Source organism: Paenibacillus puerhi (assembly GCF_009846885.1).
Classification (GTDB): Bacteria; Bacillota; Bacilli; order Paenibacillales; family NBRC-103111; genus Paenibacillus_G; species Paenibacillus_G puerhi.
Genome location: NZ_WUWM01000002.1, coordinates 349,095 through 372,634 on the forward strand (window position 1 = coordinate 349,095; position 23,540 = coordinate 372,634).

The following is a 23,540-nucleotide window of genomic DNA, read 5'->3' on the forward strand; positions in this document are numbered from 1 at the left end:
CCATTCCCCCGCGTAAAGCAAATGATATTGTTAAAAAGCCGCAACGCCCACACTGCCTGATCCGGTGAGCGTCACGGCCAGAAATTCAGTTCTTACTTAATAGATTCCAGGTTTTTGCTAGCGACTTCTTTCGGAAGCCTGATGTACTTCACGGCTTCGACAAGCTTAGCGCCTTCTTCGCTGTTATAGTACTTAATGAATTCTTTGACATGAGCTTGCTCCAACGCTTTCTTCGAAGGATAAATATAGATGTAACGGGAAAGCGGTGCATAAGTCATTTTCTCAATCGTATCATGGTTCGGCAATACGGCAGCTGCGCTTGCATCCTTCTTAATGCCAACTGCATTCAGCTTGTCTTCGTTTTCTTTATAGTAGGAAAAGCCGAAGTATCCGAGGGAGAATTCATCCCCTGCAACACCTTTTACGAGTACGTTATCGTCTTCGGAAGCTGTGTAGTCCGAACGGGATTCTTTAGCTTTGCCATTGATGGCTTCTGTGAAAAATTCGAACGTACCCGAAGCCGTTCCTGGACCGTACAGCTTGATTTCTTTATCCGGCCATTCTGGACGAACCTCGTTCCATTTCTTGATCTTGCTGTCCTTGCTCCAAATTTTCTTGAGCTCTTCTACCGTCATTTCCTTGGCAAATGTGTTCTTCTTGTTTACAACAACCGTTACGCCGTCAAGAGCTATAGGCATTTCAATTGCTTCTGTATTTTGCTTGGTTTTAAGCTCTTCCAGCTCTTCCTTCTTGAAGGTACGGGACATGTCTGCGATATCGATCTCGCCGGCAATCAGTTTTTTGGCGCCGTTACCCGACCCCGACTCACCGACAGTAATTTTAACGTCTTTATTTTTTTTCATAAATTCTTCCGCGATTGCCTGGGAAATCGGGAACACCGTGGAGGAACCGTCAATTTTGATTTCGCCTTTCAAGCTGGAAGCTGCAGGAGGAGCTTCTTTGGCTGGCGCGGGCGCAGGAGTAGTACCGCTGCCTTGTGTTGGGTTTTCCGTTTTTGTACCACATGCTGCCAGGGATAGTGCCAATACTGTTGCAGTTACTGCCAACGTACTTTTCTTAAACAACTTGACCACTCCTTAAGTGTTTGTGTTTTGCTCACAATTGCAATGTTACAGCTCTAATGTTTTCGCTAATTCACTCCTTTGTTAACGCAATGTTAAAAATCACGAAATCTATGAATTCTTCTGATCAATCGTGGTCCTAGTCTGGAAGACCCTGATAATATTTACAGTGCGTTTACGCAATCCGTACATAGACTTAATTTTTGGATCGTACAATAGTCATGCATCCCTTGTTTGGTTATCATTTTATTACATTAGGAGGAACTCACGTGATTACTAGAATCAAGTCTCTGCCTGTATGGCATTTGACGCTGCAAGCCAAGCTGATTCTCAGCTTCGTGGTCTTGCTCGCGATCTTCGCTGGTGTGTCCGCCTATCATAGAAGCCAGGTGAACGGGATACACGATCAAGTCCTACATCAGAATCATGAGATGCAGAAACAGCAGCTGGCACTGGAGTTGAAAATTAAGACGAATGAAATTGACGCGATTAAATCCGGATTTCTTATCTCAAGAAATGAAGCTCTGATAGAAACATTTGAAAGCAGTAAGTTGGATTTCTACGCCCTCGTGGAGCAGATCGCTTCGACAGCCTCCAATGCAGACCAACGGAAGTGGAGTGCGCGCCTGAAAAATACATCCACTGAATATACGGCCACCTTCGATTCTGCCGTGACTATTGTCAGAGACAAAAGCTTATCGCTGGCAGACATGAACGACCAATTAGCCAAGCTTCATGAATTGTCCCAGGTACATAAGGAGTATATATTCGAACTGGTCGACCAATTTAACCAGGCCTACGCCCAGGATGTCGAGGCGGCAGTGGCCAGCTCCTCTTCTTATGTAGCCGCCTCATTGAATACGTCCCTTCTGTCTTTAGCCGCCGTGCTGATTCTTAGTTCGGTTGTAGCCGTCATCCTGATCCGTTCGTTCTCAAGACCTATCAAGCGTCTTCAGGAGGCCGTCAAACGGATCGCTCAAGGAGACCTAAGTCAGACGATTAACCATACTTCCCGTGATGAACTTGGCAATCTAAGCCGTGACTTCGATCATATGGTCGAGCAGGTTCGAACGATGCTCGCCAACACGAAGCGGATCGCTTCCACGCTATCCGGGCATTCGGAAACGTTTCGCAAATTCTCCGGTTCCACCGCGGCAGCTAACCGCGATATTGTCCGGGCTATTCAGGAGATCTCCTCAGGCACCGAAAAGCAGGCTAGGCATACCGAGCACAGCTCCATATCTATCGCTGAGCTGTCGAGCCAAGTACAGGAAATTGCACGCATAACAGAGATCATGCAGCGCAAAAGCCGGGAGGCCGCCTTCAATACGTATACCGGCTCGGAATCAATGGCAGGTCTGAAAACGGCCGCGCAGCATTCTGAAGGCGTCTTGCAGCAAGTGTTCGCCTCCATGGATACGCTGTCGAAAAGCTCGGCCCAAATAGGTAAAATCGTCAGTACGATTACCGAAATCTCGACGCAGACGAACGTATTGGCCTTGAATGCCGCGATTGAGGCGGCGCGTGCGGGAGTCCACGGCAAAGGCTTCTCGGTTATTGCGGAGGAGGTCCGCCTGCTGTCCGGCCAAACGAACGAATCCTCCAAGCAAATCGGCGTCATCGTGAAATCGCTGGCTTACCAGATTGGAGAGCTCGAAGCCATCCTAAGCGCAGCAAGGCAATCCTTCGAGCTTCAAAACGGAAAGATGGAGGAAAGCTCCACCGCTTTCCAAGACATCCGCCAGTCCATGGACGAGCTTAACGGACATATTACGCTGATTCATGAACGCATCGCGGCTGCAGATGTAAAAAACAACGAGCTGGTGCATTCCATCCAGCATGTTGCCGGTATTTCTCAGGAAACCGCAGCAGGCGTAGAAGAAGTCAACTCTTCCTCGCTCCAGCAGGATGCAGCGATTCATCAAATCGCCAGAGGAGCAGATGATATGAGGCTTCTCGCTCAGCAATTATTCGATGAAATGAGTACATTTAAGATCGGGGAAGAACATGGAGAGACAGAGGAAGTACTTGCTGCGGGGAATCATGACTCGGATCCGGCTCTCAGAGCTTCCCAAGATGTAGCCATCATCCATCAAATTGAGGAGTATCAACAGCCTGAGGAACATCATGTAGAAAAACTTATTGTGGAGGAGCCTTCTTCGGAAGAGCAAAGGTCCGCAGAAGTCAAACAGGAGGAGAGCAAGCAAGAAGACGCGGAGAAGAAACTGATCCCAGTATAGGGTAGGCTTTGCTTAACTCCCCGCTTGAGAAAGAACGTACCTGATGCTGCGATCAAGCCGCAGTAAGAGGTACGTTCTTCTTTGTCGTTAGAGGCGTATGCTAAGCCTCATTATGGAAGTAAATCGCCTTCCCGGTACGGGACGATTCGTAAATAGCCTCCAAAATCTCCGATACGACACAAGCTTGCTCCGGTGTGACGACCGGATCGATATCCTTCTCGATCGCTTCCAGCCACAGCTTGGCCTCCAGGTCGGCAGGGCTTTCTTTGGAGCCGTCGTAGAAATCAACGCCCTTGGCATCCAGCTGGATTTCATTAGCAAACAACCGGCTGTGCTTTTCCCCATTGATGCGCAGCCCGTCCCACATATCGGCGCCGCCTTCGGTACCGCATAGCGTTGTTTTCGCTTCGCCGGTCTGCAGCAGATTCAGTGCCCAGCTGGACTCCAGCATGATCGTTGCCCCGTTCTCCATCGTGATCATGCCGAAGGCGGAGTCCTCTACCGTAAATTGCTTCGGGTCCCACGGCCCCCAGGCGTTGGCCGCATTTTCCTTCTGCGACAGCTTATGAAAAGCAGTGCCGAGCACAGCCTTCGGCTTATAATTGTCCATCATCCACAAAGTCAGGTCCAGCGCATGGGTCCCGATATCGATGAGCGGGCCCCCGCCCTGCTTCTCCTCATCGAGAAATACACCCCATGTCGGTACGGCTCGGCGCCTGATGGCATGCGCTTTCGCATAATAAATGTCGCCCAGCTCGCCATCCCGGCATACCTGCTTCAGGAACTGGCTGTCCGGACGGAAGCGGTTCTGGTAGCCGACCGTCAGCTTTTTGCCGGTCCGCTTGGCCGCTTCCACCATCCTTCTGGCATCGGCTGCGGTTTTCGCCATCGGCTTTTCGCACATGACATGCTTGCCCGATTCCAGGGATGCGATCGTAATCTCCGCATGGGAGTCATTAGGGGTGCAAATATGTACAACATCTAGACTGGAATCCTGAAGCAGCTCCCGATAGTCCGTATACACCTTCGCGCCGTCGGCCCCGAACTTCGTCGCCGCATCCCGGGCACGGTCCTCTTCAATATCGCAAAAAGCGACCAGCTCCGCATTCGGCTGGTTGTTCAGGGCAGGCATATGCTTGCCGAAAGCAATCCCCCCGCAGCCAATTATTCCGATTCTAAACACTTTTGACATCCTTAGCTCCTCCTCCACTCGTAACGGATATGACGCTTGTCTCCTAACAAAGCGCAATATGTTTAGTATAGGCAATAGGCTGAAAAAAGATATGCCGGATTTGGCTTTGTTTGCATGCGATTCTGTCCTTGGGATGACCGGCGGTCCGGCGGAAGGCCGTTGGGAAAGAAAAAGGCTCCCTTTCCTAAGAAAGGGAACCTGCTTTTACCGCATGCGGTACTTCATATAGCTATGCTTTCTTCGTCGGCGATGTAACCAGCTTATAGCCGACGCCGCGGATCGATTCGATCTGAACGGACTGCTGGTTCATCTCCAGCTTCTTGCGCAAGGAGCTGACATGCACGTCAACCGTACGCTGACCGCCGATGTAATCAAATCCCCAGACGATGTTCATCAGATCGTCTCTTGTAATAACGACGCCCGGGCGCTGCACCAGATAGAGCAGCACCTCAAATTCCTTGGGCCTCAGCGGAATCGACTCTCCACCCAGCACAACCTCGTATTTCTCCGGGTAAATGTGTAGATCCCCTGCGGTAATCACCTTTTCTCCCGAAGAGGTCTTCTCTTGAAGCCCTTCCCCCGTCATCGTCCGCCGCAGAACGGCCGAAACGCGGGCCAGCAGTTCGGCTACGCCGAAAGGCTTGGTAATATAATCGTCAGCCCCGTGCTTTAGCCCCTGCACGACTTCCTCCTCGGCATTACGGGCGGTCAGGATGATAACCGGCGTCCGGTTCCCCTTCTGTCTCAGCTTAGACAATATTTCAAATCCGTTCATACCCGGAAGCATAATATCCAGCACGATCAGATCGAACGACTGCTGAAGCGCTGCCTGTAAGCCGTCGCTCCCGTGATCGACGACCTTGGTCTCATACCCTTCCTGAGAGAGGTTATAAGACAAGAGGCGCGCTAAAGTAGGTTCGTCCTCAATCACTAATATCTTTTGTGGCATGAATATCCCCCGACTCCAAATTCTATATCTCAAGCTTACCATAGCGTGAAAATATTGACAAACGGTAAATCGATTGTCGCAAGCTAGTGAATAAGGGGCATGTCGATCTTAAAGGTCGTACCCACCCCTACTTCGCTTTCCACCCGTATGGAGCCCTTGTGAAGGTCGATCAGATGTTTGACAATCGAAAGCCCTAGCCCCGTTCCGCCGGAAACCCGGGAACGCGCTTTGTCTACGCGATAGAAGCGCTCAAAGATACGCGGGATGTCCTTCTTGGGGATACCGATACCGGTGTCGTTGATCGTGAAGCGCACCTGATCAGCCTCCGCAAGACCGGTCAAGCTCGGGACATGCTGGACGCTTATGCTGACCTGGCCGCCTTCCGGCGTATAGTTGATCCCGTTGGACAGCAGATTGATCAAAATTTGCCTCAAGCGATCCTCGTCCGCCTCCATATACAGATCCCCCGGCACCTCCATCGTCATCTTGATGTCCTTGGCCGAAGCCTGCGCGTTCAGCACGTTGATACAATTATGGACAAAGGGTGCCAGATGGATAGGCGAGAATTGCAGCGGAATGCGCTTCGACTCAATTTTGGACAGCTCGAGAATATCGCCGATCAACCGGTTGAGGCGCTCGCTCTCATCAAAGATAATTTGGAGAAACGACCGGGCGGTCTCTTTATCGTTAAGCGCTCCAGCCAGCAGCGTTTCCGCGAATCCTTTGACGGCGGCGATAGGCGTCTTCAGCTCATGCGATACATTGGCTACGAATTCGCTGCGCATCCGCTCCAGACGCCTTACCGCCGTAATGTCATGAAGCACGATAAGCAGCCCCGACCAGTCCTGTCCCTGCTGCGAGATCGGGTTCAGGTTGATCTCCAGGATGCGCTCGGATGGGAAATAGAATACCATTTCGTCTCGGATATGCTCCCTTGACTCGATACATTCCTGAATCAACTGCGTAAATTCATATTGCTGTTTCGCCTGATCGAATCGCTTACCAAGAAGCTCCATCGACGAGAAGCCGAGTATCTCTTCGGCCGACCGGTTCAGCAGCACAATCTTGCCTTCACGGTCTATCATCACGACGCCGCTAATCATATTCTCGAGCACGCTCTTCAGCCGGCTCTCGTCCTCCAGAATCCGCTCCATCTGGAGCTGCAGACTGTCGGCCATCCGGTTGATCGCTGTGCCAAGCTGACCGATCTCGTCCTTCTTGTTAACCGTTACCCGATACTTATAATTCATATCCGTGATCTGCTGTGCTACACTCGTAATCAGTTCGATCGGGCGCGTTATATTGAATGCAACCCGGTAGCTGATCAAGGCCGCTAAAGCAAAGACGGCAGCCAATCCTCCGAGCAGTACAAACCATACATTGCGGATGGAATTATCAATTTCGGTGAGACTCATGGACAAGCGCAAGAAGCCGACCGTTTCTCCCCCAGACGGCACGGGCAGGGCCACATACAGCAAGTTCTTGCCGACGGAATCGCTGTAACGGGTCGCATACCCTATACCGTCGCGCGCAGCCTCGATAATCTCTTCCCGATTCGCATGAGACTCCAGCTCGGACGCCTTGCGGTCGGAGTCTCCAAGCACCTTGCCGTCCGCCTGGAGAAACGTCACTCTCGCATCCGCAGACTTCTTCAGAAGCTCGGCCTGCTTCGTATAGAACTCCAGCTTCTCCTCCTCGGTCCCCGTCTGCTGCATGTTGACCGTCGTCATGATAATGCGAAGCTCGCGTTCCATGTTCAGCTTTAACGATTCGATGTACGAATTTCTGAGCATGCTGGCCATGAATATGCCTACAGCCAACACGGATGCGCCTATCAAGGCCATAAAAATAAGAGTAAGACGCGCGCGAAACATATTCATCGTGTAGGGGTCCCTCCATGCCGGTTAGCTTGCTTAGCTTGTCAGCAAGAAATAAATTTTACTCAATATCGTACCTGTTCGGCAGAGGGAATGCCAGTTATTTTTTTGTAAAGATCCGACCGCATGAATGCTTTCATGAAAGCATTATTCAGCGTGGCGAACGGCTGCTGGATCAGAATAGCAAGCACGACCGGCACAGCGGTCAGCGGGCTGAAGTAGGACAGCGCAAGAACAAGCCCGAGCGAAATATTGCGCATTCCGGAACTGAACGTAACCGCGATCATCAAATCCGGTCTTCTCGTCCATAAGGATCCAGCAAAGCCGATCAGGTAGCAAAGGCTCACGAGCAGCACGACCAAGGGCACAACAACGACCATGTCGCGCTTCAGCTCCACCATATAAGGGGCGATCGCCGCGGCATTGATCATAATCACCGTACATAAAGCGACCTTGGAGGTCGGTCCGCAGACGGGAGCCGACCATGCCTTGAAGCGGTACCTCGACAGCTCGTTGACGAGCACCCCAAGTATCGTCGGCGCCACCACGATAAGCAGCAAATCCGCAAGCATCCCCATATGATCCAGCTCGATCGAGGTGCCGAACATTGTCTCCAGGGCAAGCGGGATCACGAACGGACTTAAAGCCGTATCGATGACGATCATCGCCAGTGTGAAGGGCACATGTCCCTTCGATAGCGATACCCAGATGACCGAGGACACCCCAAGTGGAATAACGGCGAACAACACGAAGCCTACGACATAAGGAGAGTCGGCTCCGAACACCCAGGCACCGATGCCGTAAGCGATCAGCGGCGCAACAATATGGGTCAGGGAGAAAGTCAGGAGCATCGCACTCGGCATTCGAAACGCATCTCGGATCGAATTCACGCTGCAGCCTGAGGCCATGACAAACGTCAAATAAGCGAACAGCCACGGAATAGCGTTGACGCCCGACTTAAACTGTTCAGAAAGAAGAAACCCGAGTATCAGAGATACCGGGGTCAGAAGAAATAAATATTTTTCAAGCAGCCCGTTGAGACGGTTCCCATTCTCTCTCATAGGATCCCGCCGTTATACGAAAACCGGTTCTTTAAATTGCTCAAGCTTCGTCCGGGAGTCGTGCTCGACCTCGGCATGGAGGCTGTTGCCATGCGAGTCCATGGTGACGATCGCTGCGAAACCTTCGGTTTGCAAATGCCACATCGCTTCCGGAATGCCGAACTCCAGGAAATCGACGCCTTCTACCTTTTTGAAGCATTCGGCATAATACTGCGCTGCCCCGCCGATGGCATTCAAATAAACGCCTCCATGCTCTTGCAGAGCCTTGAGCGTTTTGGCGCCCATGCCGCCCTTGCCAATCACCGCGCGGATGCCGAATTTCTTAATAATATCTCCCTGATAAGGCTCTTCCCGGATGCTCGTCGTCGGTCCGGCCGCCTTGACCACCCAGTTGCCATCGCCGTCTTTGGCCATGACAGGGCCGCAATGATAGATCGCCGCGCCATTCAGGTCGACCGGCGAATCATGGTCCATCAAGTACTTGTGAAGCGCATCCCGGCCGGTATACATCGGACCGTTGATGATGACGACATCACCGACGCGCAGTGAACGAATCTGCTCCTCGGAGATCGGCGTCTGCAGCACAATCTCGCGGCGTTCTCCGCTGTCTGCCGCTGCGACCTCGGAGGGCTCGTCCTTCTGCATCGGCAGCTCGGTGCCCCGGCGATACACCCACTCCGTTATTTCCCCGGTCCCTGCGTCGATCAGCACGCCCTGGCGGCGAAACGCCCAGCAGTTGTAAGCCACCGAGACAAAGAAGCTGGCCGGCAAGCGGTTCATAACGCCTACCTTACAGCCCAGCAGGGAAACTTGTCCGCCGAAGCCCATCGTGCCGATGCCGAGCTTGTTGGCATTCTCCATCACATAATCTTCAAGCTTGCGCAGCTCCTCGTTCGGGTTTACATCATCCACAGTACGGAACAGCTGATGCTTGGCAAGCTCGTACCCGGTTGTCCGGTCGCCGCCGATACCGACGCCGATGAAACCCGCGCTACAGCCCTGGCCTTGCGCCTGGTACACCGCATGCAGGATGCATTTGCGGATACCGTCGAGATCGCGGCCTGCCTTGCCGAGGCCTTCCAGCTCTGTAGGCAGACTATACTGGATGTTCTTGTTCTCGCAGCCGCCACCCTTCAGGATCAGGCTTGCTTCGATCTCAGGACGCTCCCATTGCTCGAAATGAATAACCGGAGTACCCGGCCCGATATTGTCTCCGCTATTGGCTCCCGTCAGGCTGTCGACGGAATTCGTCCGCAGCTTGCTGTCCTTCGTCGCTTGGGCGACCGCCTCGATAATCGCTTTCTTCATCTCGAGCTGGTTCGCGCCTACCGGCGTACGGACGATGAACGTCGGCATGCCGGTATCCTGACAGATCGGAGATACGTTGCACTCCGCCATCCGAATATTATCGGCAATCGTAGACAGCGACAGAGCCGAACGCGTACCGGCATCCTCCTTCCGTCTTGCCTCTTGGATCGCCTCACGAACATCGGCTGGCAGGTTGGTGGAGGTTTCCACAATCAGGTTATACATGCTTTCTTGAAATTGCTTCATGATGGATGATGACTCCTTTCGGCAGCTGAACTACATAATCCTATCATACCATACCGCCTGACGCTCCGGCACATCCTTTTCTAGAATGAAAAACAGGCGGCAAGCGGCATCCGGGAAATGTCACGGAGGTTTTACAATTGGAGGGGCGCACGACCCCCGCGAATCGTGTATAATTCGTTCTGCGGCATGTTTCGCCATTAATCGGAGTAAGGATGATAACGATGAATAGCCATTTTTTCGCCTATATGAATAGACTAAGGTATATTGAGCGATGGAGCCTTATGCGCAATGTCATGAAGGAAAACGTCGCGGAGCACTCCTTTCAAGTCGCTGTACTCACCCATGCGCTGTGTACGATCGCCAACACCGTGTTTGACCGCGATGTGCCGACGGACCGCATCGTCTGCATGGCGCTTTTTCACGATGCTACGGAAGTGTTTACCGGCGATATTCCGACGCCTGTCAAGCATCACAATCCCAAGATTTTGTCCAACTTCCGCGAGATCGAACAGCTGGCTGCCGAGCGTCTGCTCGATATGGTCCCTGAGCCTCTGCGACAGGTCTACGAGCCGTTGATCGATACCAAAGCAAACGGGGAGAATGGCGTCTACAAGCACTATATCAAAGCGGCCGACCAATTGGACGCCTACCTCAAATGCGTGACCGAGCTATCGGCAGGCAACCGCGAATTTGCCATCGCCAAGAAGCAGATCGAGGAATCCATGGCAGCACTCGATATGCCCGAGTTGAATTACTTCCTGGAGCATATGGCTCCAAGCTTCGAGAAGACGATCGACGAGCTGTAGCGACCGCGGCCGTCTCCGCAGCAGAGGCCCGCAAGCATCGCCCCAAACGAAACAAGAGCCAGGATGGAGACCGGCTCCATCTGGCTCTTATTTCATCATGTCCCTCTAGGAGCGGACATTCGGTTAGGGCAATCCCCTTCTAGAACAGCATCGGGAATTTCATCAAGGTAACAATCAGGAAAAATACGACACCGTTAATCAGCGCGAGTGTTTTGATCCACCCAAGCTGAGCGGCGACCAATCCGCCTGAAGATTCGCTAACGGCCAGACGGATACGCTTGCCCATAATGCCGGTCAGCGCAGCAAGCGCCAGGAACAGCACGACGGATAGGACCATCCAAAGCACGGAATAATCGCCTTTCCCGACCATGTAGCCACCTGTCAGGAAAGCTAGGATCAGCGAGAACTGGCCTACGCGGTTGGTGGTAAACAGCACGTTCAGAAAGCCTACCTTGGACGCGCCGGATTGAAGCTTGTCCACCCGCCCGACCAGGAACGGCAGGACCAGGTATATCCCCATTAATATGGCGCTAAGTACATGAAGATAAATCAACACATTCCACACAGTGAAGCCACCTCTCTGCTATTTAATGCTATCCCCCTCAGTATAACGGAAGCGTTTGCCTGTATCAAACCAAACGTGCAAATATTGTGTGAACATGTGATAACAATCATAGACAACATACGAAAGCCTCCGAGCGCTTGGGCGCACGGAGGCTTGGAGTGGACTTGGCAGGAGCCTAAGCCGTTACAACTTTGATGACGTTGCGAACGGATTCTGCCGATTTGTCAAGGGCCGCTTTCTCTTCAGGAAGCAGCTCAAGCTCGAATATTTTCTCGATCCCGTCGCCGCCAAGCAAGGTAGGCACGCCCATGAACAGGTTGTCATAGCCATACTCGCCTTGCAGCAAGGCGATCGAAGGAAGGATACGTTTCTTGTCCTTCAAAATCGCTTCTGTCATTTGAACGAGCGATGCAGCCGGAGCATAATAAGCCGAACCGTTGCCCAGCAGGTTGACGATCTCGCCGCCGCCCGTACGGGTACGCTTCACGATGGCCTCGATGCGCTCAGCCGGAATCAGCTTCTCGATCGGGATACCGCCTACGTTCGAGTAACGAACGAGCGGAACCATGTCATCCCCGTGGCCGCCTAGTACGAAACCTCGGACATCCTCAACGGATACGTTCAGCTCTTGCGCGATGAACGTACAATAGCGAGCCGTATCCAGCACCCCGGATTGACCGATAACACGGTTTTTCGGGAAGCCGAGCGTTTGGAACGCCACGTAAGTCATCGCATCGACCGGGTTGGAGAGGATGAGGACGATCGAATGCGGGCTCGTTCTCTTGATATTCTCACAAACGGACTTCACGATACCTGCGTTCGTATTCACGAGATCGTCGCGGCTCATGCCCGGCTTGCGAGCGATCCCAGCCGTGATGATCACAATATCCGAGTTAGCGGAATCGTCGTAACTCGACGTACCTGTGATGTTCGCGTCAAAGCCTTGAACCGGGGAAGCCTCGAGCATGTCAAGCGCTTTACCCTTGGTCGGGTTCTCCAGCTGCGGAATGTCGAGCAATACGACGTCGCCGAGTTCTTTTTGCGCCAGCATCAAAGCAGTAGTCGCGCCTGTGAAGCCCGCGCCGACAACCGTAATTTTCTTACGTTGGATAGCCATTAGAAATTCCTCCTGGGAATGTCTTTTAGTGGGTTTGACAAAGCTTCGAGCTACAGCGATGCGATTAAAGCTTCATGAGGGCCGCAGCCCGCTGCCTGCATGATCCCGGCAGCGGGCTTGCCCTTCACGAGCAAGACGCCCCTTGCCAGGGATGTACTTAGCCGTCAGGCTTCGTTGCCGAGGCAAGCAGGGCGTGCGCTCCCCGTTAAGGGTTCGTCCAATTTAGAAATTAGCGATGATCTCGTTAGCGAACTGCGAGCATTTTACTTCCGTAGCGCCTTCCATCAGGCGTGCAAAGTCATACGTAACCGTCTTGTTGTTGATAGCTGTTTCCAGACCTTTGTAGATCAGGTCAGCCGCTTCCTGCCAGCCCAGGTGTTCAAGCAGCATAACGCCGGAGAGGATAACTGAGCCAGGGTTTACTACGTCAAGGCCGGCATACTTTGGAGCCGTACCATGAGTAGCTTCGAAGATCGCGTGGCCGGTCACATAGTTGATGTTCGCGCCAGGTGCGATCCCGATACCGCCTACTTGAGCAGCCAGAGCATCAGACAGATAGTCTCCGTTCAGGTTCAGCGTAGCGATAACGTCAAAGTCAGTCGGACGCGTCAATACTTGCTGCAGCGCGATGTCGGCGATCGCATCTTTTACGATGATTTTGCCGGCGGCTTCTGCGTCTTTTTGCGCTTGGTTAGCTGCATCAGTGCCTTGCTCTTCTTTGATTTTATCGTACTGCGCCCATGTGAAGGTCTTGTCGCCGAACTCCTGCTCAGCCAGCTCGTAGCCCCAGTTTTTGAACGCACCTTCGGTGAATTTCATGATATTGCCTTTGTGGACCAGGGTAACGCTCTTGCGGTTATGCTGGATAGCATACTCGATAGCCGCGCGCACGAGACGCTGGGAGCCTTCCTTCGAAACAGGCTTAATCCCGATACCTGAAGTTTCAGGGAAGCGGATTTTCTTAACGCCCATTTCGTTTTTAAGGAATTCCAGTACCTTCTTTACTTCGTCAGAGCCTTCTGCCCACTCGATACCCGCATAGATATCTTCTGTATTTTCACGGAAAATAACCATATCCACGAGCTCAGGACGCTTTACAGGGGAAGGAACGCCATCGAAGTAACGGACTGGACGGGAGCATACGTACAGATCCAGCTCTTGACGAAGAGCTACGTTCAGGGAACGGATTCCGCCGCCGATAGGCGTAGTGAGCGGGCCTTTGATAGCAACGATATACTCGCGGATCGCCGTCAGCGTATCGGCAGGCAGCCAGTTGTTATATTGATTGAAGGCCTTCTCGCCGGCAAACACTTCGTACCATGCGATTTTCTTCTCGCCCTTGTAGGCTTTCTCAACAGCTGCATCCAGCACGCGCTTGGAAGCGGCCCAGATGTCAGGACCTGTTCCATCGCCCTCGATGAAAGGGATGATCGGCTGATTGGGAACATTCAGCTTACCGTTAGTGATCGTGATGCGCTCGCCTTCAGTCGGCAGTGCATATTGCTCGAATTGTACCATGTTGATGTAATCCTCCTCGTAAAAGTAGAGTCAGCGGATGCTGACCCAAAATAATGAATCTAGAAAACATAGGGGTGCCGCAGCAGTCCACCCTCTCCTGGGGGATCATGCGGACTGCTGCAGACAGCCCATGGGGGTAAACAGTCCAAGTCTGATCATATACGACCGATTAACGGTTGTCGATAGGAACGTAAGCCTGCTGGGAAGGTCCCGTATATTCGGCGCGTGGACGAATCAACCGGTTGTTCTCGTATTGCTCAAGAATATGGGCCGTCCATCCGGATGTACGGCTGATCGCGAAGATCGGCGTGAACAGGTCGCGTGGAATTTCCAGGGACGTGTACACGGAAGCCGAGTAGAAGTCGACGTTAGGCTTCAGCCCCTTCTGACCGGTTACGATTTCTTCGATTTGAATCGACATGTCGTACCAGTTCATGTTGCCGGTCAGCTTGCCAAGCTCTTGAGACATTTTTTGAAGATGCTTTGCGCGCGGATCGCCATTTTTATAAACGCGGTGGCCGAAGCCCATGATCTTGACTTTGTTTTCAAGCTTCTCGTTGATGTAGCTGGACACGTTGTCCGCTGTGCCGATCTCTTCCAGCATCGCCATCACAGCTTCGTTCGCGCCGCCATGGAGAGGGCCTTTGAGTGCGCCGATAGCGGAGGTAACGCCCGAGTAAATATCGGACAGCGTCGCCACGGTAACACGCGCTGCGAAAGTGGACGCGTTCAACTCGTGGTCGGCGTGGAGGACTAGGGCTTTGTCCAACGCTTCGACCGCGATTTTGTCCGGGTCTTTCCCCGTCAGCATATACAGGAAGTTTTCAGCGATGCTTGCGCCGGCTTTCGGAGCAATCGGCTCAAGGCCTTTGCGGATGCGGTCGAATGCGGCCACAATCGTAGGCAGTTTGGCTTGCAATTTAATCGCCTTGCGCAGGTTCGATTCCGGAGTCATGTCGTTCGCTTCGGCATCGTACAGGGCAAGACTGGAAACGGCGGTACGCAGAGCCGCCATCGTATTGACATCCTGTGGGAACAGTTTAATTTGGCTAAGCACTTCGGACGGAACGGAGGCATTGTCGCCTAATTCCTTGACCAATCCCGCGAGTTCGGAGCGATTGGGCAGCTTGCCGTACCATAACAAATAGACAACTTCTTCGAACGTAGCGTTCTCTGCGAGGTCGTCGATGTTGATGCCGCGGTACGTAAGCACACCGTCAATAATGGAGCTAATGGAAGACGTGGTAGCTACGATTCCTTCCAAACCTTTGGTAGCAGTCAAGATAATCTCTCCTTTTGCGTTCAAATCACATATGTCTACTATAAAGGATTTACCAATCAATGTGAACAAATTTAGACATAAAAGTTCATTATCAGCACCATAAACATATGCTATCTGCAAGTAAGTCCTCTCATACAAGCATGTCTTTCCCCATGTAAATTTATTCTCGCCTCCTACAATATCTTCAACCGGACGGCTTCCGCCGAACCGGGTGGACTTCAAATAGGGTAAAAGGTAAAATAGAAATCGTTCCGAAAAAAATATAACAATCATTCGAAAAGTAGAAATCAGACCACGCCTTTGCGCGGACGGGAGGACCCCCATGAACAACAGCCGCATCATCGGGATTATCGACATCGGCTCCAACTCCATTCGACTGGCCATCTATGAATTAGCGGCCGAAGGCGGCTATCGGGTCGTGGGCGAGTTCAAGGAATCGGCACGCCTCAGCAGCCGGATTCATCCGGACGGCTCCCTTCCTGAAGAGGATATTCAAAGACTTGTGCACATCCTGACCCGGTTCAAGCGGATCGGGGATACCTATAAGGCAGGCGAATACCGCGTGGTGGCCACGGCGGCCATTCGCAACGCCTCTAATTCGCTACAAATCCTGGAAAGTCTCCGCCGGGAGAGCGGGCTTCCGGTAGAGATCCTGTCCGGCGAGGACGAGGCGCGCATCGGCTTTCTTGGGATGATCCGGACGATGGACATACCGGACGGCTTCCTTGTCGATATCGGCGGCGGCAGCACCGAGGTCAGCCTGTTCCGCGATCGCAAGATTGTCCAAAGCGTGTCGTTTTCGTTTGGAGCGGTTAATACGACGCGCGTCTTCTCCACAGACGGTGAGTTTTCGAACGAACAGCTGATGGGGATCCGGTACATGGTCGAGGCAGCTGTCGCTGCAGAGCCTTGGATCAAGGAGTCTCCCGGTCTCCCTCTGGTCGGCTTGGGAGGAGGCGTGCGCACGCTTTGTAAAATCAGCCAGCGCAAGAGACGCTACTCTTTCCCCCAAACGCATCACTATCTTATTCCTCCTGAAGAGATGGATGAGCTTGCCGCTTGGCTTCCCTCGCTCCCCGGCGAAAAGCGCAAGAAGGTGGACGGCCTGTCCAAGGACCGCATCGATATCATCATACCGGGCCTGATTATTTTGCAGACGCTCTTCCAGCAAGCCGGCGCAACGCATTACCTGGTTAGCGGCGCAGGGCTCCGGGACGGGTTGTTCTTCGAAACGTTCGCGCCGGCGCAGCCCGAGGACGTGCAGGTAGCCGAGTATAGCGCAGCCAACCTGCTTGCGCTGCATTCAACGGCCCCCGCGGCGCACACCCTTCAGGTACGTGCATTGGCGCTCCAGCTTTATGATGCGGTGACCGTAGAAGGCGGCATCCCATTGTCAGAACGGCACAGGCTTTGCTTCGGCATCGCGGCCATGCTTTATCGGATCGGGGCTTCCTTGCAGTATTACCAATTCCCTAAGCATTCGTTCCATCTGATCGCCCAGACACGTATCGATGGGCTGACTCACCGCGAGATGCTGCTTTGCGCCTACATCGCGTCGTTCAAAACGAAGAGCCGTACCCAGCAAGCGATGTCCGGCTACAAAGATATTCTCGAAGACGACGATCTGGAGACCGTCGCTAAGCTGGGAAGCCTGCTTCAAGTGGCGGTTGCGCTTGATGTCAGCGAGACCCAGGCACTGGAGCTGACGTCAGCCACGCTGCACAACCACTCCCTTCTTTTGGGTCTGCGGATAAAGCACGACCCCTCTGCGGAATACAGAGAGGTCGAAGCACTGCAAAAGGATTTTAAAAAATTATGGGGGCTGCAGCTCAAGCTTCAGGGGCCGTCGTTTTCCACGAGCTGATGCGCATCGCCTCGAACTGGCTGCGCAGCGGCTCATCCGGCCCTGCCTGAACTCTTTCGTATAGCCCGTTTGGCTGAAGCCGGCGGGCTTTTACATTATCCCGCAAACTCAGCTGCAGGATGTTGATCAGCGTCTCCTGGATGCTCGTATCGAATACCGGGCACATCAGCTCTACCCGTCGCGTCAGGTTCCGCGTCATCCAGTCGGCGCTCGAGATATAGATCTCGGGCTCGCCGCCATTCTCGAAGTAGAAGATTCGGGAATGCTCCAGAAATCGGTCCACGATGCTGATCACGGTGATATTCTCGCTAAGCCCCGGAACACCCGGCTTCAAGCAGCAAACTCCGCGCACGATCAGCTCAATCTTCACACCCGCCTGCGAGGCCAGATACAGCTCATCCACCATCCGCTGGTTGGAGAGCGAGTTGAACTTCGCGACGATGCGCGCGGGCTTGCCCTGTGCGGCATTCTCGGCTTCACGACGTAATTTCCCGATCAGCTTATCCATCATGTCCGATGGCGCTACTCCGAAGGCTTTCCAGTTATGGGGCGCCGAATAACCCGTTACTTCGTTAAATAAGGCCGACGCGTCCTCCCCAATATCCTTGTCCGTGGTGAACAGGCCGATATCCGTATACAGCTTGGCTGTGCTGTCATTATAATTCCCGGTTCCCACATGAATGTATCTGCGCAAGCCGTCCTGCTCCTGACGTACGACCAGCGTGATCTTGGCATGCGTCTTAAGCCCAACGAGACCGTAAACCACATGACATCCCGCTTGCTCAAGCTTGCGTGCCCAAGCTATGTTGCGTTCTTCGTCAAACCGGGCCTTCAGTTCGACCACGACCGTCACCTGCATGCCGGATTCCGCTGCACGGGCAAGCGCCTGGATCAAAGGAGAATTGCCGCTGACGCGATATAGCGTCATTTTGATCGCGAGCACCTCGGGATCATAGGCCGCCTGACAGATGAAGTCCGTCACCGCATCGAAGGATTCGTACGGATGATACACGAGGACGTCCCGCTGACGGAGCTTGCCGAAGATGTCGGCCGCCTCATCCAGCTCCGCCGGATAGGCCTGCTGGATAGGAGCATAGCGCAGCTGGTCATATCCTTTTAGCGAGCCCGCGAGCTTCATCAAGTAGCTCAAGTCAAGAGGGCCGTCGATCTCGAAGATATTGTCCGTGACCTCAAATTCATCCAGAAGCTGTGCCAACGCATACGGGTGAATCCCCTTCTGAACCTCTAGCCGTACCGGCGTCCCCCATCTGCGGCGGCGGAGCTGGAGCTCAATCTCCTCCAGCAGATCCTCCGCCTCTTCTTCGTTGAGTATCAGATCCGAGTTGCGGGTTAGGCGGAAGGCCTGTACGGAAACGGCATTGTACCCGCTGAACAGAGTGTGGATATGCTGCTCAATCAGCTCCTCCATGAGGATATACTCCCGTTTCTTGCTGTTGGTCCTTACCGGAACTTCTATAAAGCGGGACAAGTTGGAAGGTACCTCTAGAATCGCAAAGTAGGGCTCCTCCTCATTCTCCAGGCCCTCTTCGTATTCTTCCTTCATCAGCACGACCGCCAAATACACGCCCTGCGAATGCACAAGCGGGAAAGGACGCGCCTGATCGACCGCCATCGGAGTAAGCACGGGAAACATAAAGTTATGGAAATATTCATCCATCGCTTTTCGCTGCGTGATGTTCAGGTCTTCATATTCGATAAAATGAATCCCTTCCTTGCCCAAAGCCCGGGATAGTTCACGGTAGGTTTTGTACTGCTCCGCGACCAGCTTGGCTCCCCGCTTCATGATTCGCTTAAATAGGCCTGCAGGCGTATATCCCGTAAAATCCTTCTTGGTGTAACCCGCCTTGATCTGATCCACGACGCCGGCTACCCGGACACTCATAAATTCATCCAAATTAGAAGATACGATGGATAGAAATTTCATACGCTCCAGCAGCGGAGTGGTCGGGTCCTGCGCCTCCTCCAGTACCCGTCTGTTAAATTCCATCCAACTCAATTCCCGGTTCAAGTAATGATTGGCCGTTTCTTTGACATGCGTCTCTCGAGAAGCCGTCTCCTTCATTGGTACTATACCCCCATGGCATCCGCATCATTGTCTAATCGTTTGCGGGCTTCTGTTTCCTCCATCGTAATTCGACAATGTTAAGGGACAATACGTCTTTTGTAAATTTTATGTAAACAATTCCAAACGTATTCGATTAATACCCCGTTCCATCTGCAGGAGAAACAGCTTCTCGCAGTAGCGCATAGACCTCCGCCGCTTCACGATCAAGCCGTACCGGCTTCCAGTCCTTCCTCACCCACACGTGCCGGGTAGTGCCGGTGACAAGCAGATCGCCGCCACGCTTCACCTCATACGCAAATGCCAAGCGGACATGGGTATAGGACTCCAGACGGGTATGAACCGTAACCACGTCATCGTAGCGGGCAGGCTGCTTGAATTTCACCTCCGCCTCCACGACCGGCAGCAGCAGTCCCTTGGCTTCCAGCTGCTCATAAGGGACGCCCAGCGAACGTATCATTTCCGTGCGACCGATCTCGAACCACGTCAAATAATTGGCGTGATACACAACGCCCATTTGATCCGTTTCCTGATAGCGCACCCGAATTTCATGAGAAAACCACATGATTGCCTCCACCTCCACCTATTAGCCGGCGAAAAGAAAAGAGCGAAACCGATATTCGATTTCGCTCCCTTCTCTGTATAAACCCTAACCGTTCGTCTTACAATACCCGCGCGCGGCCGGAATAAATCACGCCGACCTCAGGATAAATCGATACTTCAGCGCCATCCTTCAGGATGGTCAGCGCGTTTTCGACGCCAACGATGACCGGCTTGCCCAGACTGATGCCGACGACGGCTGCATGAGACGTAATGCCTCCGGTTTCCGTGATGACGGCCGCGGCTTTTTCAAAGGCTGGCATGTACTCCTTGTCCGTGGTCGGCGTGATCAGAATGCAGCCCTCGGTTGCTTTGGCATTCGCTTCCTCCGCGCTGCGGGCCACGATGACTTTGCCCGTTGCATTTTGAGTGCCGATCCCTTGCCCTTTAGCGATCATCTCTCCGACCTGGTGCACCTTGATCAGGTTCGTCGTTCCGGAGCGGCCTACCGGCACGCCAGCCGTAATGACGACGATGTCGCCTAGGCTGACCAGACCGGTCTTCACGCTGGCATCGACAGCCATTTCGAACAATTGGTCCGTCGATGTACAAGCTTCGCCCTTCAACGCTACAACGCCCCAGACAAGGGATAGGCGGCGCAGTACGCTCTCCACCGGGGTAACGGCGATGATCGGAGCCTTCGGGCGGTATTTGGATACCATCCGGGCCGTATAGCCGCTCTCGGTAGCTGTCAGAATGGCACGCGCCTGCAGATCGAGCGCCGAGTTGGCTACTGCTTGGCTGATTGCTTCCGTGACAGTCGTTTGCTGTGCGTTGCTTTGACGGATAAAAATCTCACGGTGCTCCAGCGCGCTCTCCGCACGCTCGGCGATGCGGGCCATCGTTTGCACGGATTCGATCGGATATTTCCCCGCAGCCGTTTCACCGGACAGCATGACGGCATCGGTGCCGTCGAAGATCGCATTGGCCACGTCGCTTGCTTCCGCACGGGTAGGGCGAGGGTTGCGCTGCATCGAATCGAGCATCATCGTTGCCGTAATAACCGGTTTGCCGGCCTGGTTACATTTCTTGATCATCGCCTTCTGTACGATCGGCACATCCTCGGCCGGAATTTCCACGCCAAGATCTCCGCGCGCAACCATCAGACCGTCGGATACTTCCAAAATTTCGTCGAGGTTGTCCACGCCTTCCTGGTTCTCGATCTTGGAGATGATCTGAATATGAGTCGCATTATGACGCTCCAAAATTTCACGAATTTCGATAACGTCGCTCGCTTTGCGGACAAAGGAAGCGGCGATGAAATCCACGCCCTGCTGGATACCGAAGATAATATCGTTGGCATCCTTCTCGGTAATACCCGGCAGGTTGATCTTCACGCCAGGCACGTTGACACCCTTCTTACCTCCGAGCAGTCCGCCGTTCTTGATGCGGCAGATGATATCCGTACCCTGAATATCCTCAACGGTCAAGCCGATCAAGCCGTCGTCGATCAGAATCGTCGATCCGATCCGCACGTCCTTGTACAGATCGCGATATGTAATATGGACGCGCTCGGCATCCCCCACGATCTCCTCCGTCGTCAGGGTGATCATCTGATCCTGTACAAGCTCAACCTTCTGGTCGTCCTTCAGCTTGCCGGTACGAATCTCCGGCCCCTTCGTATCGAGCAGGATCGCAATGTCGCTGCGTCCGAGCTCTTTGCTGGCCTCGCGGACGTTCTTGATCCGGTTGCCATGCTCTTCGAAGTCGCCGTGGGAGAAGTTAAGACGGGCGACGTTCATACCCGCTCCGATCAGTTTCTTGAACATCTCCAGCGATTCGCTCACTGGACCAATGGTGCACACAATTTTAGTTCTACGCATGGTTTCCCTCCTGGATGGTTGTAAAGGTGCCTATTTCTCTAAATTTGCGGTAACGATCTTCGACAAGCTGTTCCTCAGACAGAACAAGCAGCTCCTGCAGGTGCTGCCACAGCGTCGTCTTGATCGATTCGGCCTGCAACGCAACATCCCGATGGGCACCGCCCCTCGGTTCGGGAATAATGGCGTCGATGACGCCCTGCTTCAGAATTTCATCGGCGGTGATTTTCATCGCTTCCGCCGCTTCCATGGACTTGGAAGCATCTTTATACAATATCGAGGCTGCGCCTTCCGGGCTGATGACCGAATAGATCGCATTCTCAAGCATAAACACACGATTGCCGACGCCAAGCGCCAGCGCGCCGCCGCTGCCGCCTTCGCCGATGACGACGCAAAGGATCGGTACGCGCATAGCAGCCATCTCCATCAGGTTGCGAGCGATCGCCTCGCCTTGACCGCGTTCCTCGGCTGCATTGCCGGGATAGGCACCCTTCGTATCGATGAACGTAATGATCGGCCGCTTGAACTTATTCGCCTGCTTCATCAGGCGCAGCGCCTTGCGGAAGCCATCAGGGTGAGGAGAGCCGAAGAAGCGGGCGATATTCTCCTTGGTGTCCTTGCCCTTCTGATGGCCGATCACCGTAACGGGAATTCCGTTGAAACGGGCTATACCGCCTACAATCGCGAGATCGTCGCCATAAAGACGGTCGCCATGCAGCTCCATGAAATCGGTAAACAGATGCTGGATATAATCCAGCGTGGTCGGCCGCTGCGGATGTCTTGCGACCTGCATCTTCTGCTGGGTGGACATGCTCTCGTAGAGCTCTCCTTCCAGCTGAGCCAGCCGCTGCTCCAGGCGCGCGATCTCCTCGGAGAAGTCGATTTGCTTGTCCCGGCTGAACTTGCGCAGATCCTCGATCTTCGAACGCAGATCCGCAAGCGGCAGCTCAAAGGGCATTTCATTTGCCATGAACGACTTCCTCCTTTACCTTATGCATGCCGAGCAGCTTGGACAGCATGCCCCGCAGGTCCTTGCGATGCGCGACCAGATCCACTTGCCCATGCTTCAGATTGAATTCCGAGGTTTGGAAATTATCCGGCAGCTTCTGCCGGATCGTCTGCTCGATGACGCGACGGCCCGTAAAGCCGAAGGCCGCGCCCGGCTCGGCGATAATATAATCGCCCAGCATCGCGAAGCTCGCCGATACGCCCCCGAAGGTCGGGTCGGTAATGACCGACACGTACAAGCCCCCATGCTCATTAAGCTTGGACAAGGCTGCGCTGGTCTTGGCCATCTGCATCAGACTCAGGATGCTCTCCTGCATCCGGGCTCCGCCCGAGGTCGAAAAGATGATCATCGGCTTGTCCGTCTCTATCGCGTATTCGATAGCCCGGGTTACCTTCTCGCCAACCACCGAGCCAAGCGATCCGCCCATGAAGTCGAAGCTCATGACCGCCATCACGACCGGGTAACCGCCGATCCGGCCCTCGCCGGTGATGACCGCATCCTGCATCCCCGTCGACTCCATCGCCTTCGCGTACTTGCCGGCGTAGTCAGGGAAGCCGAGCGGGTCCTCGGAGATCATCTCGCTGTCAAGCTCTGTGAACTCTCCGTCATCCATCGTCATCTGGATCCGCTCTACCGCGCTTAACCGGTAGTGGTAATCGCAGGACGAGCACACCTTCAGGTTCTTATCCAGTTCCTTGTTATATTGGATCGTTCCGCACTTCGGGCACTTGTTCATCAGGCCCTCTGGGATTTCGCGCCGCGGCCTCTCTTCAGGTACGTCGATACCGCCGTCCAAGGGACGATCGACAGCAGGCCTGTCCGTACTCGGAACGGTCGCGTATTTTCTTTTCTTCTGAAACAGGTCTTTAAATTGCACGACTACACCTCGCCTTACGTTGTTGGACTTGTCCGTGCGCATCG

The 23,540-nt window shown here is 53.6% G+C and carries 18 protein-coding genes; 3 read left to right on the forward strand and 15 right to left on the reverse strand.

Going from position 1 to position 23,540, the window contains the following annotated elements; translation table 11 throughout:
* Positions 1–92 precede the first annotated feature (92 nt).
* Positions 93–1,085: a phosphate ABC transporter substrate-binding protein PstS family protein gene (locus tag GSF01_RS03270; RefSeq protein ID WP_407945736.1), complete on the reverse strand. Its 993-nt coding sequence runs from the start codon at positions 1,083–1,085 to the stop codon at positions 93–95.
* A 266-nt stretch (positions 1,086–1,351) separates the two neighbouring features.
* Between GSF01_RS03270 and GSF01_RS03275 the strand changes: the two genes are divergently transcribed.
* Positions 1,352–3,322: a methyl-accepting chemotaxis protein gene (locus GSF01_RS03275; protein ID WP_159881579.1), complete on the forward strand. Its 1,971-nt coding sequence runs from the start codon at positions 1,352–1,354 to the stop codon at positions 3,320–3,322.
* Between the two features lie 100 nt (positions 3,323–3,422).
* Here the strand turns inward: GSF01_RS03275 and GSF01_RS03280 are convergent, their stop codons facing one another.
* From GSF01_RS03280 to GSF01_RS03300, 5 genes are all read right to left on the reverse strand, one after another.
* Positions 3,423–4,514 (reverse strand): Gfo/Idh/MocA family protein, encoded by a 1,092-nt coding sequence (locus tag GSF01_RS03280; RefSeq protein WP_159881580.1) that lies wholly within the window; start codon positions 4,512–4,514, stop codon positions 3,423–3,425.
* Between the two features lie 229 nt (positions 4,515–4,743).
* The gene (locus GSF01_RS03285) at positions 4,744–5,463 is read right to left on the reverse strand and encodes a response regulator transcription factor (RefSeq protein ID WP_159881581.1); all 720 of its coding nucleotides are present in this window, start codon (positions 5,461–5,463) and stop codon (positions 4,744–4,746) included.
* Positions 5,464–5,546: 83 nt separating this feature from the next.
* A complete protein-coding gene (pnpS, locus tag GSF01_RS03290; protein WP_159881582.1) occupies positions 5,547–7,343 on the reverse strand; it encodes a two-component system histidine kinase PnpS in 1,797 nt (598 codons plus the stop codon).
* 62 nt (positions 7,344–7,405) lie between these two features.
* Positions 7,406–8,401, reverse strand: coding sequence for a bile acid:sodium symporter family protein (locus tag GSF01_RS03295; RefSeq protein ID WP_159881583.1), 996 nt, complete (start codon positions 8,399–8,401; stop codon positions 7,406–7,408).
* 12 nt (positions 8,402–8,413) lie between these two features.
* A complete protein-coding gene (locus tag GSF01_RS03300) occupies positions 8,414–9,955 on the reverse strand; it encodes a fumarate hydratase (RefSeq protein WP_159881584.1) in 1,542 nt (513 codons plus the stop codon).
* 221 nt (positions 9,956–10,176) lie between these two features.
* Between GSF01_RS03300 and yfbR the strand changes: the two genes are divergently transcribed.
* Positions 10,177–10,761: a 5'-deoxynucleotidase gene (yfbR, locus tag GSF01_RS03305; protein WP_159881585.1), complete on the forward strand. Its 585-nt coding sequence runs from the start codon at positions 10,177–10,179 to the stop codon at positions 10,759–10,761.
* Between the two features lie 139 nt (positions 10,762–10,900).
* Here the strand turns inward: yfbR and GSF01_RS03310 are convergent, their stop codons facing one another.
* The 4 genes from GSF01_RS03310 to citZ all read right to left on the reverse strand — a co-directional run bounded on the left by GSF01_RS03310 (position 10,901) and on the right by citZ (position 15,243).
* Entirely contained in the window at positions 10,901–11,326 is a 426-nt protein-coding gene (locus GSF01_RS03310; protein WP_159881586.1) for a hypothetical protein, read from the reverse strand.
* Between the two features lie 175 nt (positions 11,327–11,501).
* The gene (gene mdh / locus GSF01_RS03315) at positions 11,502–12,443 is read right to left on the reverse strand and encodes a malate dehydrogenase (protein ID WP_159881587.1); all 942 of its coding nucleotides are present in this window, start codon (positions 12,441–12,443) and stop codon (positions 11,502–11,504) included.
* A 222-nt stretch (positions 12,444–12,665) separates the two neighbouring features.
* Positions 12,666–13,961, reverse strand: coding sequence for an NADP-dependent isocitrate dehydrogenase (icd, locus tag GSF01_RS03320; RefSeq protein ID WP_159881588.1), 1,296 nt, complete (start codon positions 13,959–13,961; stop codon positions 12,666–12,668).
* Positions 13,962–14,130: 169 nt separating this feature from the next.
* Positions 14,131–15,243, reverse strand: a complete 1,113-nt coding sequence (gene citZ, locus GSF01_RS03325; RefSeq protein ID WP_159881589.1) for a citrate synthase — start codon at positions 15,241–15,243, stop codon at positions 14,131–14,133.
* Between the two features lie 322 nt (positions 15,244–15,565).
* On the opposite strand from citZ, the gene GSF01_RS03330 reads away from it, so the two are divergent.
* Positions 15,566–17,107: a Ppx/GppA phosphatase family protein gene (locus GSF01_RS03330; protein ID WP_159881590.1), complete on the forward strand. Its 1,542-nt coding sequence runs from the start codon at positions 15,566–15,568 to the stop codon at positions 17,105–17,107.
* Here GSF01_RS03330 and ppk1 read toward each other — a convergent pair.
* From ppk1 to accD, 5 genes are all read right to left on the reverse strand, one after another.
* Positions 17,073–19,190, reverse strand: coding sequence for a polyphosphate kinase 1 (gene ppk1 / locus GSF01_RS03335; protein WP_159881591.1), 2,118 nt, complete (start codon positions 19,188–19,190; stop codon positions 17,073–17,075). The genes GSF01_RS03330 and ppk1 overlap by 35 nt on opposite strands.
* Before the next feature lie 136 nt (positions 19,191–19,326).
* On the reverse strand, positions 19,327–19,755 hold the full coding sequence (locus GSF01_RS03340; RefSeq protein ID WP_159881592.1) for an acyl-CoA thioesterase: 429 nt from the start codon (positions 19,753–19,755) through the stop codon (positions 19,327–19,329).
* 97 nt (positions 19,756–19,852) lie between these two features.
* Positions 19,853–21,613: a pyruvate kinase gene (pyk, locus tag GSF01_RS03345; protein WP_159881593.1), complete on the reverse strand. Its 1,761-nt coding sequence runs from the start codon at positions 21,611–21,613 to the stop codon at positions 19,853–19,855.
* Positions 21,606–22,580 (reverse strand): acetyl-CoA carboxylase carboxyltransferase subunit alpha, encoded by a 975-nt coding sequence (locus tag GSF01_RS03350; RefSeq protein WP_159881594.1) that lies wholly within the window; start codon positions 22,578–22,580, stop codon positions 21,606–21,608. Before GSF01_RS03350 ends, pyk begins: the two co-directional genes overlap by 8 nt.
* Positions 22,570–23,496, reverse strand: a complete 927-nt coding sequence (gene accD / locus GSF01_RS03355; protein WP_235941240.1) for an acetyl-CoA carboxylase, carboxyltransferase subunit beta — start codon at positions 23,494–23,496, stop codon at positions 22,570–22,572. Before accD ends, GSF01_RS03350 begins: the two co-directional genes overlap by 11 nt.
* Positions 23,497–23,540: the final 44 nt, after the last annotated feature.